Origin of the sequence: Lactobacillus nasalidis (assembly GCF_016587775.1) — a bacterium.
GTDB classification, from domain to species: domain Bacteria; phylum Bacillota; class Bacilli; order Lactobacillales; family Lactobacillaceae; genus Lactobacillus; species Lactobacillus nasalidis.
The window spans coordinates 1-12,932 of the sequence record NZ_BOCG01000283.1; the positions used below are offsets into that span (position 1 = coordinate 1).

At 49.2% G+C, this 12,932-nt stretch carries 15 protein-coding genes, 1 pseudogene and 1 other annotated feature; of the genes and pseudogenes, 1 reads left to right on the forward strand and 15 read right to left on the reverse strand.

Annotated elements, in window-relative coordinates; genetic code table 11:
- From lacNas_RS05020 to lacNas_RS05075, 12 genes are all read right to left on the reverse strand, one after another.
- On the reverse strand, positions 1-220 hold a 220-nt coding region (locus lacNas_RS05020), incomplete at its 3' end, for an RsfS/YbeB/iojap family protein (RefSeq protein ID WP_201346658.1).
- A 34-nt stretch (positions 221-254) separates the two neighbouring features.
- Positions 255-848, reverse strand: a complete 594-nt coding sequence (gene yqeK, locus lacNas_RS05025) for a bis(5'-nucleosyl)-tetraphosphatase (symmetrical) YqeK (RefSeq protein ID WP_201330556.1) — start codon at positions 846-848, stop codon at positions 255-257.
- Positions 841-1,479 carry a nicotinate-nucleotide adenylyltransferase gene (locus lacNas_RS05030; protein ID WP_201330557.1) on the reverse strand — a complete coding sequence of 213 codons (639 nt, stop codon included), beginning with the start codon at positions 1,477-1,479 and terminating at the stop codon, positions 841-843. The genes yqeK and lacNas_RS05030 overlap by 8 nt, the downstream gene beginning before the upstream one ends.
- Positions 1,480-1,489: 10 nt before the next feature.
- A complete protein-coding gene (gene yqeH / locus lacNas_RS05035) occupies positions 1,490-2,599 on the reverse strand; it encodes a ribosome biogenesis GTPase YqeH (protein ID WP_201330558.1) in 1,110 nt (369 codons plus the stop codon).
- Positions 2,600-2,709: 110 nt separating this feature from the next.
- Positions 2,710-3,066, reverse strand: a complete 357-nt coding sequence (gene rplT / locus lacNas_RS05040) for a 50S ribosomal protein L20 (RefSeq protein WP_002879237.1) — start codon at positions 3,064-3,066, stop codon at positions 2,710-2,712.
- Between the two features lie 44 nt (positions 3,067-3,110).
- On the reverse strand, positions 3,111-3,311 hold the full coding sequence (rpmI, locus tag lacNas_RS05045; RefSeq protein WP_002879235.1) for a 50S ribosomal protein L35: 201 nt from the start codon (positions 3,309-3,311) through the stop codon (positions 3,111-3,113).
- Between the two features lie 20 nt (positions 3,312-3,331).
- Complete coding sequence (gene infC, locus lacNas_RS05050; RefSeq protein ID WP_201330559.1) at positions 3,332-3,853, reverse strand: translation initiation factor IF-3; 522 nt, start codon at positions 3,851-3,853, stop codon at positions 3,332-3,334.
- A gap of 47 nt (positions 3,854-3,900) precedes the next feature.
- Positions 3,901-4,012: a sequence feature (ribosomal protein L20 leader region), on the reverse strand.
- A 67-nt stretch (positions 4,013-4,079) separates the two neighbouring features.
- Positions 4,080-4,394 carry a hypothetical protein gene (locus lacNas_RS05055; protein WP_201330560.1) on the reverse strand — a complete coding sequence of 105 codons (315 nt, stop codon included), beginning with the start codon at positions 4,392-4,394 and terminating at the stop codon, positions 4,080-4,082.
- A gap of 12 nt (positions 4,395-4,406) precedes the next feature.
- Positions 4,407-4,733, reverse strand: a complete 327-nt coding sequence (locus lacNas_RS05060; protein ID WP_201330561.1) for a YxeA family protein — start codon at positions 4,731-4,733, stop codon at positions 4,407-4,409.
- A gap of 14 nt (positions 4,734-4,747) precedes the next feature.
- On the reverse strand, positions 4,748-5,398 hold the full coding sequence (locus lacNas_RS05065; RefSeq protein ID WP_201330562.1) for an ATP-binding cassette domain-containing protein: 651 nt from the start codon (positions 5,396-5,398) through the stop codon (positions 4,748-4,750).
- 9 nt (positions 5,399-5,407) lie between these two features.
- Positions 5,408-7,384, reverse strand: a complete 1,977-nt coding sequence (locus lacNas_RS05070) for a bacteriocin-associated integral membrane family protein (protein ID WP_201330563.1) — start codon at positions 7,382-7,384, stop codon at positions 5,408-5,410.
- A gap of 195 nt (positions 7,385-7,579) precedes the next feature.
- Positions 7,580-7,912 carry a hypothetical protein gene (locus lacNas_RS05075; protein WP_201330567.1) on the reverse strand — a complete coding sequence of 111 codons (333 nt, stop codon included), beginning with the start codon at positions 7,910-7,912 and terminating at the stop codon, positions 7,580-7,582.
- 140 nt (positions 7,913-8,052) lie between these two features.
- Here lacNas_RS05075 and lacNas_RS05080 point away from each other — a divergent pair, with 140 nt between their 5' ends.
- Complete coding sequence (locus tag lacNas_RS05080; RefSeq protein ID WP_201330564.1) at positions 8,053-9,453, forward strand: ATP-binding protein; 1,401 nt, start codon at positions 8,053-8,055, stop codon at positions 9,451-9,453.
- A 97-nt stretch (positions 9,454-9,550) separates the two neighbouring features.
- On the opposite strand, the gene thrS is transcribed toward lacNas_RS05080, so the two are convergent.
- The 3 genes and pseudogenes from thrS to lacNas_RS05095 form a co-directional block, all read right to left on the reverse strand.
- The gene (gene thrS / locus lacNas_RS05085; RefSeq protein WP_201330565.1) at positions 9,551-11,482 is read right to left on the reverse strand and encodes a threonine--tRNA ligase; all 1,932 of its coding nucleotides are present in this window, start codon (positions 11,480-11,482) and stop codon (positions 9,551-9,553) included.
- Between the two features lie 299 nt (positions 11,483-11,781).
- On the reverse strand, positions 11,782-12,705 hold the full coding sequence (gene dnaI / locus lacNas_RS05090) for a primosomal protein DnaI (protein WP_201330566.1): 924 nt from the start codon (positions 12,703-12,705) through the stop codon (positions 11,782-11,784).
- A gap of 12 nt (positions 12,706-12,717) precedes the next feature.
- Positions 12,718-12,932 (reverse strand): annotated as a pseudogene (locus tag lacNas_RS05095) (DnaD domain protein); the annotation flags it as partial.

Below are 12,932 nucleotides of genomic sequence, written 5' to 3' on the forward strand. Positions count from 1 at the left end.
CATGGTTGCCTTCGACCCGGTAGTCGTAAAAGCCGGCTTCGTGGCAGGCTTCAATGATGCTGTTGGCAATGGCGTGCAGCTGCCGGCTGGAAGTGGCGCTGGTAGCCACGAAGAAGTCGGCCAGAATGCTGATGCCGCGCATGTCGTAGGCTTCAGTGTCTTCGCCGTGCCGTTCGCTGATTGCTTTCAAAACTAAGTCTAATAATTCTTCGCTCTTCAAATTTGTCTCCTAATTAAAAAATTCCTTCAGTCGTTTATTCTGCTGCCCAGACATTGTAGGCAGCCAGGGTCCGCGGGTAGATCTTGCTTCTCTTTTCCGCCAGAAAAGCCAGGGTGTGGGCCAGCTCATAGCCAACCCCGGAAGCTAAATCCGCATAGCTGACCTTGCGGGCTTCCTCAACGCCGGCAAAAGTCCGGCCAGGCTCGATATAGTCAGCCACGAAGACGATCTGGTCCAGAGTGGTCATTTCCACGTCCCCGGTCGTGTGCCGGTAGACCGCCGTCAAGATTTCAGGATCAGTGATGCCCAGGTCGCGCTTGATGAACCAGCTGCCCACGATCCCGTGCCAGATGGCCCGGTTCCAGTTCAAAAGGTCTTGGTCAAAATCTTCTTCCTTGATGACCTTGATGTATTCTTCTACTGGAATCTGCTTGGCATAGTCATGCACAAAGCCGGCCAAAGCCGCCTTGTCCTCGTCATAGCCGTTCATCTTGGCCAGAGTCCGGGCAGTCTCGCTGACGCGGACGCAGTGGGCAAAGCGCTTTTCGTCCATCATGCTCTTTTCCTTAGCAACCAGCTGGCTGCTGGTCAAAGGTGAATAAGTTTCCTTAAAAACCGGTTCAGTCACGGTAAAGCCCCTTTTCTTCAATATACTCACGAACCTTGTCAGGCACCAGGTAGCGAATCGAGGTCCCTACTGAAACGGCCCGGCGGATGGCAGTCGAGCTGAGCCGGATGTCCGGGGCGTCGACCCAGATCATCGAATATTGCGGATCCTGCGGGTAGCCCGGCCGGCGGATGCCAACCAGGGTGGCCAGCTTGGCCAGCTCTTCAGCATTCTTCCACTTGTGGAAGCTGTTGACCTGGTCGCTGCCCATAATCAGGTAATAAGTATTTTCCGGCGCCTTCTTGGTTAAGTAGCGCATGGTGTCAATCGTGTAAGAAACGCCGCCGCGAAATAATTCCAGCAGCTTGACCCTGAAGCGCGGGTTGTCCTTGGTCGCCAAATCCAGCATCGTGGCCCGGTCGCGAGCGGAGACGTTCAAAGGCGCGTCCTTGTGCGGGGGGATGTTGTCAGGAATAAACCAGACTTCATCCAGGTGCAGCTTGGTCATGGCCTGCTCCGCTGCAACCAGGTGGGCCATGTGCACCGGATTGAAGGTGCCGCCCATGATGCCGATTTGCTTGCCCTTTCTCTGGCTTTCAGCCGGCTGCACTTTTACTTGTGTTTCTTTACTGAAATCTACCAATGAATCCATACTTAAACCTCTAAATCAAAGCTCTTCTGGTTCCTAAGCCAATTCCGCCCGGCGTGTAGGCCTTGATCACGCAGCCTTCCGGCACGGTGATGAAGCCTACCCCGGCAAACAAGACGTCGCTGCGGTACTTGATGCTGTACTCCTGCCCCTTAAGTGGCGGCAGGTCACTGCCTGGGCCTGGCGGAGACAGCAATTCGCCCACGTGCTTTTTGTAAAATTCGTCCGCCTTCTCGGTCTTGGTCCGGTGGATGTACATCCCCCGGGCAGCGTAAATCGTAAAGCTGGTCGACGGCCCCTTCAGGTAGTCGATTCTGCCAAGTCCTGCCAAGAAGATGGTGTTGCCCGGCAAAAGCTGGTAGGTGGCCGGCTTCAGCGGCTTCTTCGGGGAAGCCAGGTCCAAATCCTTAGGGTCAAGCCGGCTGGCCAGCTGCTTGTCGGTCAAGATCCCTGGCGTGTCGACCAAAAAGTGGCCGTTGTCCAGGGGAATCTCGATCCGGTCCAGGGTCGTGCCCGGGAAGCGGGAGGTAGTGATCAGGTCCTTGACGTCCCCCATTTCGTCGATAATGGCGTTGATCAAGGTTGACTTGCCGACATTGGTGGTGCCGACAAAGTAAACGTCCTGGTCCTGGCTGTGCTTGTTCAAGTAGTCGATCAAAGTGTCCAGGTTCTTCTTCTTGGCTGCTGAAATCAAGAAGATGTCCTTTGGATAAAGCCCCATCCGGTTGGCTTCCTGGCGCATCCAGTCCTTGATCTTGCTTTCCTTGGAATTCTTCGGGAACAGGTCCAGCTTGTTGCCCACCAGGATAAAGTCGTTATTGCCGACAAAGCGCTTCAAAGAAGAAATCAGCGAGTTGGAGAAGTCAAACAGGTCCACCACGTTGACAATCAAGGCCTTCTTTTCACCCAAAGTGTTCAAGAGGGCCAAGAAGTCGTCATTGTCCAAAGAAACCGGTATGATCTCGTTGTAGTGGCGCAAGCGGAAGCAGCGCTGGCAGCAAACTTCTTCTCTTTCACCATTTTCTACCTTGGCCAGGGCGCTGGCTGGCAGATAGCCGGGGGCTTTGGCGTCCTGGCTCTGCAGGGCGGCGCCGCAGCCGATGCAGCGAATTTCCTCACTCATGTCAGAGTTTTCCTCCTTCAATTTATACCTTCCTCAATTATATAAGAAAACCGGCATTTAACAAAGAAAAAGCGCACCTAGCAAAGCTAGATGCGCTTCTTCCTAAGAACTTAAGCCAAAGCCTTCTTGGCAGTTTCTGCCAAAGCAGCAAAAGTCTTTTCATCGTTGTAGGCAATGTCAGCCAACATCTTGCGGTTCATGTCAACACCAGCCAGCTTCAAGCCGTGCATCATCTTTGAGTATGACAAGCCGTTTTGACGAGCAGCTGCGTTGATCCGGGCGATCCACAGTCTTCTGAATTCGCTCTTGCGCTTCTTACGGTCGCGGAATGCGTACTTGTATGAAACGAACAATTGAGTGCTTGCAGCCTTAAATTGAACGTGCTTTGAACCACGGTAACCCTTGGCAAGCTTCAAAACCTTCTTACGACGTGCGCGTGTAACGGTACCACCTTTAACTCTTGGCATCTGAAAATCCTCCTAATATCGTTAGTGTATTAAAAAATAGTAAATTAACGCATTTGGGAAAGCATTTGCTTGATGCGCTTCAAGTCGCTGCGTGAAACCATAGCGGCTTTTCTCAAATGACGACGTTGCTTCTTGGTCTTGCCGTGGAAACGGTGGCCAGTGAAGGCGTGGTGGCGCTTCAAACCGCCGTTACCAGTTCTCTTGAAACGCTTAGCTGAAGCGCGGTGGGTTTTCATCTTTGGCATGGTAAAATTCCTCCAATTAACTATTTTTTCTTTTTGTCTTTATCGCTCTTAGGACTGAGCATTAAAAACATTTGACGGCCTTCCATCTTTGGCCGGCTGGTTACAACAGCAATATCCGAAGTTTCTTCGGCCATCTTCTCAAGCACTTGTTGTCCTAATTCCTTGTGCGTGATCGCGCGGCCTCTGAAACGAATCGAAACACGAACCTTGGCGCCTTCTTTTTCTAAGAACTTGCGGGCATGCTTAAGCTTGGTTTCGAAGTCATTGCCTTCAATCGTCGGGCTCAAACGGATTTCCTTAACGCTGACCTGCTTGGAATTCTTGCGTGATTCCTTCAGCTTCTTTTGCTGTTCGAACCGGTATTTACCATAATCAAGAATCTTTGCTACAGGCGGCTTGGCGTTTGGTGAAATCAAAGCCAAATCAAGGCCGGCATCGCTCGCTTGGCGCAGAGCTTCATTTCTTGACACAACCCCAACTTGTTCGCCATCAGCGTTGATCAGCCGAACTTCACGAGCGCGGATGCTTTCGTTGAGGATCATGTTGTTTTGTTTCTGTGGTATAACTGTTCACCTCCATGTTAATTTCGAGGACAAGAAAAAAGCGGGCATATTGCACCCGCCTTTAAAATCAACAGAAAATATCGATTTGCCCAGAGGTTAAATAACTTAGGCGAGAAGCGGGGGCTTCTTCTTGTTCTCAACTTCTACTATTGTACTAGGTCTAAGCTTGACCGTCAAGAACTAATTTCACTTTCAGCCCGATTGCTTAAAGCTTAATTTTACCAATTGCAACAGGAACGTATTCCTTGTATGCTTGGAGCATTTCTTTAACAACTTTCTCTGCCAAGGGCTGGCTCAATCCTTCATTCAGCTTCTCTTGAAAATCGACAAAACTGATCATTTCATCATTTAGCGACATCTCCGCAAACATTTTATCGATCTCATGCGCATCTTCGGCGCTGATATCATAATAAAGCAGGAAGGCTGTTCGATTTTTTGGCATGTCAAGCTCGTCGATGCAGTCTGCCAAGACTGATTTAATCAAATACAGTTGGTAGTCTAATTCATTTCGTTCTGACATTTTTATCTACTTTCAGCCAGTAATCTGCTTGTACTTCGCAGCGCTGATGTATTCGACGTAGGAAACGTACTGGCCCTTATGCTTGATGGTAAGGTAGCCCTTAGCTGGGTCGTAGCCGCCTACGCTGGCCAGCTGGTAGTTTTCCTTTTGTCCCTTTTCATTATAGATGGTCACGTTGGTGTAGTTCTGAGTCCCAGTTGCAACTTTGGCATAACTGGTTTCAGCCTTGATAAAAGGATTGATCCGGTCGGTCACTGAGTTGTGGACCAGCATGAAGAAGGCTGCGACACCGGCAGCAAGGGCAACGATAGCAGTTAAAATTTTAGTCAGTTTATTCATATCTATATCTCCATTTAATTCTTGTGAATCTGAATTTCTTGCTTAGCAAGTTCGATGATGTAGTCACACTGCTGCCAGACTGCTGGTGAGTGCGTGGCGATCAATAATGTAGCGTCTGGCCCAAAGTCAGCTAAAAGTGAGTCCAGAACCAACTGGCCGTTTCCAGCGTCCAGGGACCCGGTTGGCTCATCAGCAAAGATGATCTGGGGCTTTTTGAGCAGAATCCGGGCTAAAGCCACCCGCTGCTGCTCCCCGCCGCTTAAGCTGTAGGCAGTCTGAGCCAGGTCAGCCTTCACGTCCAAATGGTCAAGTACTTGCCGCATCAACTTCTGCTTTTGCTTCCGGCTGCCCTTGGCATCAGCTAAGCCGATGGCCAGGTTGCTCTCAATGCTTTCATTGTCAATCAAGGCAAAATTTTGAAAGACATAGCCGAATTTTTCCCGGCGCAGCTTCTTGATGTTCTGCTTATTGACCTCAAGGTCATCGATCAAGACGCGGCCGCTAGTAGCTTTTTCCAAGCCGCTCAGCATGTTCAGCAAGGTGCTCTTCCCTGCCCCGCTGCGGCCAACGATGGCATAGCTCTTGCCACTTTCCAGCTGGAAGCTGCTTTCTTTCAAGATGATTTTATCGCCAAAAGATTTGCTTAGTTTTTCTGCTTTTATCATAATCTATCCTCAGTTTCCGCGGTTTAATCCCCGCAGCATATTGCTCTCTGCTTGCTTGGCGCTCAAAGCGATAGCAGCGACTTCTAAGGCCGCTAAGAGCAGGCCAAGCCAAAAGATGGCAGCTTCTCCTTGCCGGACAAGCACGGCAGCCAACAAGGCCAGATCACTCAAGGCATTGGCCAGGGCAAAGTGACTGACCAGCTTGCGGTTGCTTAAGCCAAAGACCTGGTAGACTGTCAGCCTCCTCTTTTTGCTTTCAAAGAAGCTGGCACTGACGTAGCTGACCATGAAGAACATCTGGGTCAAAGACAAGGCAGCGATGACGCCGATGATCGACAGTTCCGTTAAAAGCTGGGCATAGAGGCTGGCGGCTGTACTTTTGACATTGGTGATACCGTTGACGTAACTGGTCAAACCGGTCTGCTTAATTTCCTTCTGCAGCTTGGCCAAGCTAGGAAAAACCACTTGACCCTGGCTCAAGCTGGCTGTAAAGAAGTCGTCAGACAGCATTTTTGCGTCAACTGCCAAGATAATTGGATCAGTTGAAATGGAATTGGCAATATCCTGGCCAGCCGTATAATTAAAGACTTGCTGGCTTTGGATGTAGACTAACTTATATTTGATTTGCTTAGTTTTTCCATAGACATTAGGCAAGGTCTGCTGGAACTTGATCCAGGATTTTGCCTTCTTTTCAAAAGTAGCTTTTTGATAAGCCCGGTTTTTAGGAAGCAGAATGTAGACGGTATTTGCGTCATTTGCCATTACCCTTTTTCCTTGCTCGTCTTTGACTGAACTAGCTTTTAAAAAAGCAGGGTTAACGACCAGAACGTTGCCGTTTTGGATGTCGGTGCTGGAGGGATTTGGCTGGAACTGCTGGGCATTTTTGGCAAGGATGGCTTGCTTGTCACCTGCCACCAAGCGGTGCACCTTCCGGTCGACTTCCTTCACCCGCTTGTCGTTGCCTTGATCGACTTGGCCAAGGTTGGCGATGTAGCTGGCCGGCTTCTTTTGCCAAAGCTGCATAATTTGCTTATCCTGCTGGTAGGCGGAGTATTTTTGTCCTAAGCTGGCTAAGTTTACGCCGAGCAGGAGAACGATGGCGATTTTTAAAACGTAGCCTAAATATAAAAATCCTTTGCCGGCAAACTGACCCTTGATGGCAGCATATGGCTTGATTAAAGCCAGACTGACATAAGAAATAAAGTCAAAGATCCAATAAATTGCTGATAAGGCCAAGATCAGCAAGCAGATCGCCTTAAAGTAAAAGAGACTGCCCTGGCCGTTTAATGATCTAGCAGCCAGGAGGCTGAAGACTACTAACGGCAAGAGAATCGTCAATACAAAAGGAAGGATTTCTTTAGCGAAGTCCCGGAGAAAGATTTTCCCCGAGCTTAGACCATTGACCTGCAGGATCGCGTACTCTTTATAGCGGAAGGACTTGTCCAGGATCATGATGATCAAAAGCATCCCTAGCAAGCTGGAAAAGACTAGGAGCCCATCTTGATAAACCGTATTGTTCAAGAGCTCATCTTTAAAGGAAGATTTGTAGACTGTCACTTGCAGACCAGCTTCGCTTAAATCAGAGGCTAAAGAGGCAAACTGGGCAGTTGTGGCATTGGTGTAGTAGTTCCCCAAAACATCCTCAAGCATCAATTCGCTCTTGCTTAGACGTTTGACCTGGCTGTTCTTCCGCCAGGAATATTGTGTCTTGCTGCTGGAATTAAAATTGTAGACCAGCTTCGTATTTTTACCATCCTGGTCGAGCAAGCGCAGCTTGACCAAGTCGATCCCGGCTGATTTGGCATCTTTAGCCAAGAGCTGGTAGATCTCTTTCTTCGACTTTTTCTTGTCCCACGACGTAATCGATACGACTTGGTGCAGATTTGGGATGCTCTGCAAGTCATAGTCCTGCACCAGGCTGAGCAAGAGCCAGGAGAGGACGACGACAATTGCCGCGAACAAGGTATTTTTAATTTTTGAAATCATATCCATCCTTAAAATTCTAACTTTTTTATCAGTTTATATTCATTTTTAACTTGCTTTACATTCTAGCATCAACCTTCAAGCTGATCAATAACCTTTCTATTCTTTTTTATCAATAATTTGCACAATTCTATCCTTGTATATGCAAAAACATCCCGCCTCAGAGTTGAGACAGGATGCATTCTAAACAATGTTAATCTATTCCATCAAGCTGACGTATATAAGAACTGCCGCCAATATAATTCCAGCTGCAAATGTGATCCAATTGATCATCTTTTTGACTCTGTCAGACACAGAATCGCTCCGCAAAAGCTCATAACTGCCTAAGCCTGCCAGTGATATCGGAATAATATTCCAATAGTTGCTATTGTGGTGGGTCAAATGATCAACGATATAAGTCAAAATGAACAAAATAAACGTATTCGCAAGAACTTTCACAACAATCTGCTTCATATTGCCTTCATCCTTCCCTTTTCTCATCTCTTTAATTCGCTTTCTTTTGAAATTATCATATGTTGCCATACTGATCAAGGAAATTCTCCATTCGCTTTTATCAATCATTCATCCGAAATATATCCCTGTATATGCAAAATACATCCCTCAATTAACAATATCGTAAACTTGTAAAGTATAATATTGTAAATCATAGTATTGCTAATGAGGTGATTTCAATGTTCATCGGCAGAAAACAAGAGCTTGCAGCTTTGAACAAACTCTATCAAGAAGACAGCTTTCAATTTGCGGTCATCTATGGCCGCCGCCGTATCGGAAAAACCAGCTTGATCAATCAATTTCTAAAAGGTAAACAGGCTATCTATTTTACCGGCCTTGAAGAAAAATTCCAGGATAGTTTATCTCGTTTTTCTGACGCGATTCACGCCTACGAGGATCCCAGCTATCTGGATGGTCCAAAATTTGCCTCCTTTGAGCAGGCCTTCAAATATCTAGTCTATCTCTCTGAGAAAAATGACCGCTTAATCTTGGTCATCGACGAATTTCCTTACCTGGCGAAAGCTTATCCGCCAATTAGTTCAATGCTGCAGTCCTACATCGACCATTATTTCAAAAAAAGCAAGCTCTTTCTCATCCTCTGCGGCAGCTCCATGTCCTTCATGGAAAAACAGGTCCTTGGCTACAAGAGCCCCTTTTATGGCCGCAGAACTGCCCAGTTTAAGCTGAAGCCCTTCAGTCTGCATGATGCCGAAGAATTTTTTCCGCGATTAAATAAGGAAGAAGTTTTCGAACTTAATACCATTACCGGCGGAATCCCCCTCTACCTTTCCCTAATGTCTCCAGAAAAATCCCTTAGGGAAAATATCAAGGAAAACTTTCTGACGACCAGCGCCATGCTCTACGCGGAACCGATGAGCCTGCTCAATCAAGAACTCCGCGAGCCGGCAAGCTACAGCTCCATCATCAGCGCCATCGCGGCCGGGGCCAGCCGGCAGTCAGAGATCTCAACTAAAACTGGTATTGCCAGCGGGGCCCTTAGCCCTTACCTGGACAATTTGATCGACCTGGGCATTGTCGAAAAACGGGTGCCAGTTACGGAAATTGATAAGGCCAGAAGCCGGAAGACCATCTACGCCATCAAGGATGGCATGTTCCGCTTCTGGTATACCTTCGTCGGCAAGCGGGTCAGCTATATCGAGCGAGGGATTACCGAGCCGATTTTGGACTACATCATGAATCTGCTTCCACACTTCATGGGACCAGAATTTGAAAAACTCTCCCAAGAATACCTCTGGTCCAAGCTGTTTGATCCAGACCTGGCTCCAGAGCCTTTTGTAAACTTAGGCAATTGGTGGGGGCCTGACCTAAAGGAAAAGAAGCAAATCGAAATGGACATTGTCGGTTTCGATGACCAGAAGCTGAACGGCTACTTTGGCGAATGCAAGTGGAAAAACGAACCGATCTCCGCGGATATCCTCGAAACCCTCATCTACCGGAGCAGCCTTTTCCCTACCCCTAAGAAGAATTACTATCTGTTCTCCAAGACCGGCTTTACTGACAAATGCCGCCACCTAGCCCAGCAAGTCGACTGCCACTTAATTACCTTCGACATGATGTAAGTTCAAATATAAAAACACATACGCAAAAACATCCCGCCTCAGAGTTGAGACAGGATGTTTTTTATGTCAGAAAGGGTTCAATTTTATAAGGAAGGAATTAGTCTTCGCGGGAGTAGTTTGCTACGTCCTTGCTCAGCTTGTCCATGAACTCAGCCAGGCTTTCGGAGTTTTGTTCTTCAGTCCCGTAAGGACGGACGTTAACCGTGCCGGCGTTCATTTCATCATCCCCAAGCACCAGAGTGTAAGGTACCTTTTGGGTTTGTGATTCACGGATCTTGTAGCCCAGCTTTTCGTTTCTGAAGTCGATTTCAGCTCTGAAGCCCTTGGCTACCAGTTCGTCGCGAACCTTCTTAGCGTAGTCTGAGTGAGCATCCAGGTTGACTGGAATGATTTCAGCTTGGACAGGTGCCAGCCAAGTTGGGAAGGCACCCTTGTAGATTTCAGTCAGGTAAGCGATAAAGCGTTCCATAGTGCCGACGATCCCGCGGTGGATCATAACTGGACGGTGTTCTTCGCCGTCAGCGCCCACGTATGACAGTTCGAAGCGTTCTGGCAGCATGAAGTCCAGTTGGATGGTTGACATGGTTTCGTCGTTGCCCAAAGCAGTCTTGGTTTGAATGTCCAGCTTTGGACCGTAGAAGGCAGCTTCACCTTCAGCTTCAACGTAGTCCAGGCCCATGTCGTCCATAGCGGCCTTCAGCATGCTTTGGCTTCTTTCCCACATTTCATCGTTGGCAAAGTACTTGTCAGTGTTCTTTGGATCCCGGTATGAAAGACGGAAGTAGTAGTCGTTGATGTCGAAGTCGTGGTAGACGTCCATGATGATTTGCAGGGTTCTGGCAAATTCTTCTTGAACTTGGTCCAAAGCTACGAAAGTGTGACCGTCGTTCAGAGTCATTTCCCGAACACGTTGCAGACCTGACAAGGCACCTGACTTTTCATACCGGTGCATCATGCCCAGTTCAGCAATCCGGATTGGCAATTCCCGGTATGAGCGGATGTGGTGCTTGTAGATTTGAATGTGGGATGGGCAGTTCATTGGCCGCAATTCCAGCATTTCGCCTTCACCCATGTCCATTGGCGGGAACATGTCTTCCCGGTAGTGAGCCCAGTGGCCAGAAGTCTTGTAGGCATCCAGGTTCATCAAAACTGGAGTGTAAACGTGTTGGTAGCCGGCTGCGACTTCCTTGTCCACGATGTAGCGTTCAATGATCCGGCGAATAGTAGCACCCTTTGGCATCCAGTATGGCAGACCTGCCCCAACCTTAGGGTCAACGAAGAAGAGGTCCAGGTCCCGGCCGATGGTCCGGTGGTCTCTTTCCTTGATTTCTGCCCGCCGCTTAAGGTCGGCTTCCAGGTCAGCTTCCTTGAAGAAGGCAGTCCCGAAGATTCTTTGCAGCATTGGGTTTGAGCTCTTGCCCTTCCAGTAGGCACCAGCGACTGACAAAAGCTTGAACTTCTTGATCTTGCCAGTGTTTGGCAAAAGGGCGCTAAAGCCAAAGTCAACGAAATCGCCCAGCTTGTAGGCGTCAACTACTTCGCCTTCCTTGGCCAAAAGTTCGCTCTTGTATGGGTCGTCCTTGAAGGCTTCGGCAAGTTCACTCTTGGCAACTTCTACGTGTTCAATGGCTTCGCCGTTCTTGATGGCCTTTTGCAGAGCCTTTTCCAGGTCTGGCAGTTCAGTAACCTTGATTTGGTCTTCCTTGTCAGTTTCGATGAAGAAGCCGTCTTCTGAAACTTCTGCTTGGCCCAGCTTGATTTCCGGGTACTTTTCCTTGACTAAAGCTTCCAAAACGAAGGCAACGGTTGCCCGCAGAACGCTCAAGCCTTCAGCGTCCTTGTTGGTCAAAATGGCAACTTCGTGGTCAGCGTCCAGCTTGAAGTCAAGCGGCTTGATTTCCCCGTCAACCTTGCCGGCAACGGCATTCTTGGCCAGGGAAGTTGAAATGCTGGAAGCCAGGTCAGCTACTGAAACAGCTGCGTCAAATTCTTTCTTTGAGCCATCTGGCAGAGTCAAAGCAAAACTCATTAGTAAAAATCCTCCAAAAACAAAAAAGTCCCGAGCACAAATACGCGCTCGGGACGATTAATCATCGTGGTTCCACCCAAAATTCAGGCCTAAAAGGCCTCTCTCATTGGACTGATAACGGTGTCCAACCTTGTCATGCATCTTTTGGGGTCATAGAAGGTGGGGTTTCTCCCTAACGGGGGCTTTCAGAACGGGGCCCCTCTCTCTGAAGCGGGAGGAATCATGTCTTCTATTTACTTTTCGATTATACCCCCTTGCCCAAATAAGACAAGTATTTTTTGGCTTTTTTCTAAAAAAAGCTACATCAAGCGGCGGTTCTTTCCGGAAACGACCACTTCCTTGGCCAGGTAGCGGACCCGCTGCATCAGCCGGGCCGCCTTGACCGGGTCATCTGCATTCTTGGTCGCGCTGAAGTGGGATTCCAAATCATTCATGTCAAAGTTGGAGCTGAAGAAGGTCGGCAGGTCATTGTCCATCCGGGCCTGCAGAATCACGCCCAAAACATCGTCTCTGGACCAAGGGCTCAGGGTTTCTGCCCCGATGTCGTCCAAAATCAAGACATCGCAGGCCGCCAGGCGCTGGATCTCCGCTTGCAGGCTGTTGTCGCCAAAGTGGCTGGAAAGTCCGGCAATAAAGGTCGGCATATGAACGAACACCACCTTGGCCCCCAATTCCGCCACCCGGTTGGCCAGGCCGGCCAGCATATAGGTCTTGCCGACGCCAAAGTCGCCGCTCAAATAGAGGCCCTTGGCATGCGGATTGCTCGGATAAGCCTTGATAAAAGCGCCAAGAGCAAAGAGGGCCGACCGCCGGTCATCGCTCATGTCCAGCTCTTCCAGCCTGACGCGGCGCAATTTCTCCGGCAAATCGATCAGTTCGACCCGCTTCTTGGCAGCCTGCTCTTGGTCGCGGCGCTGCTTGTCCTGGCTTGGCAGGTAGCGGATGCCGATAAAGGGCCCTTCCATGAACAGCTGGGGCAGGTAGCCGCTGATCACCTTGTCATGGCCGTCTTTTTGCCGGCAGTATTCATACAGGCTGGCAAAACTGGACTCCACGCTTTCCTTGGTCCATTCGCCCTGGTGAGCCAGTAAAAAGGAGCGCACGTCCGGATCAGCGAAAACCCGGTCGCGCGTCTTTTGATATGATTCTGGCGAAAAATGCTGCCCGTTTTTGGCAGCCGCGGCCTTAGCCGCTTCATTTATCATCTCGCCGATGTTTTCCATTGTTTCACCCGCTTACTTGTCTTTCTTGCCCGGGCCTTTGAGCAAGGCCCGCAGGTCTTCATCTGAAATCTTGACCGAGTTGTCCGCCTTCTTCTTGCTCCAGTCAGTCCCCTGCTCAACCCGCCGGCCGCCGGAGTAATTTCTTGCCTGCCTCTGGGCGGGCTGCTTGGAGCGCTGGCGCAGGTGCTGAATGGCGGCTTCCGGGGTCGTGATCCCCTTTTGCAGCC

Bases quoted from the DNA above. Each gene is read 5' to 3' on its own strand.
- lacNas_RS05030 (WP_201330557.1), bottom strand. From the start codon at position 1,479: ATGGATTCATTGGTAGATTTCAGTAAAGAAACACAAGTAAAAGTGCAG.
- yqeH (WP_201330558.1), bottom strand. From the start codon at position 2,599: ATGAGTGAGGAAATTCGCTGCATCGGCTGCGGCGCCGCCCTGCAGAGC.
- rplT (WP_002879237.1), bottom strand. From the start codon at position 3,066: ATGCCAAGAGTTAAAGGTGGTACCGTTACACGCGCACGTCGTAAGAAG.
- rpmI (WP_002879235.1), bottom strand. From the start codon at position 3,311: ATGCCAAAGATGAAAACCCACCGCGCTTCAGCTAAGCGTTTCAAGAGA.
- infC (WP_201330559.1), bottom strand. From the start codon at position 3,853: ATGATCCTCAACGAAAGCATCCGCGCTCGTGAAGTTCGGCTGATCAAC.
- lacNas_RS05055 (WP_201330560.1), bottom strand. From the start codon at position 4,394: ATGTCAGAACGAAATGAATTAGACTACCAACTGTATTTGATTAAATCA.
- lacNas_RS05060 (WP_201330561.1), bottom strand. From the start codon at position 4,733: ATGAATAAACTGACTAAAATTTTAACTGCTATCGTTGCCCTTGCTGCC.
- lacNas_RS05065 (WP_201330562.1), bottom strand. From the start codon at position 5,398: ATGATAAAAGCAGAAAAACTAAGCAAATCTTTTGGCGATAAAATCATC.
- lacNas_RS05070 (WP_201330563.1), bottom strand. From the start codon at position 7,384: ATGATTTCAAAAATTAAAAATACCTTGTTCGCGGCAATTGTCGTCGTC.
- lacNas_RS05080 (WP_201330564.1), top strand. From the start codon at position 8,053: ATGTTCATCGGCAGAAAACAAGAGCTTGCAGCTTTGAACAAACTCTAT.
- thrS (WP_201330565.1), bottom strand. From the start codon at position 11,482: ATGAGTTTTGCTTTGACTCTGCCAGATGGCTCAAAGAAAGAATTTGAC.
- dnaI (WP_201330566.1), bottom strand. From the start codon at position 12,705: ATGGAAAACATCGGCGAGATGATAAATGAAGCGGCTAAGGCCGCGGCT.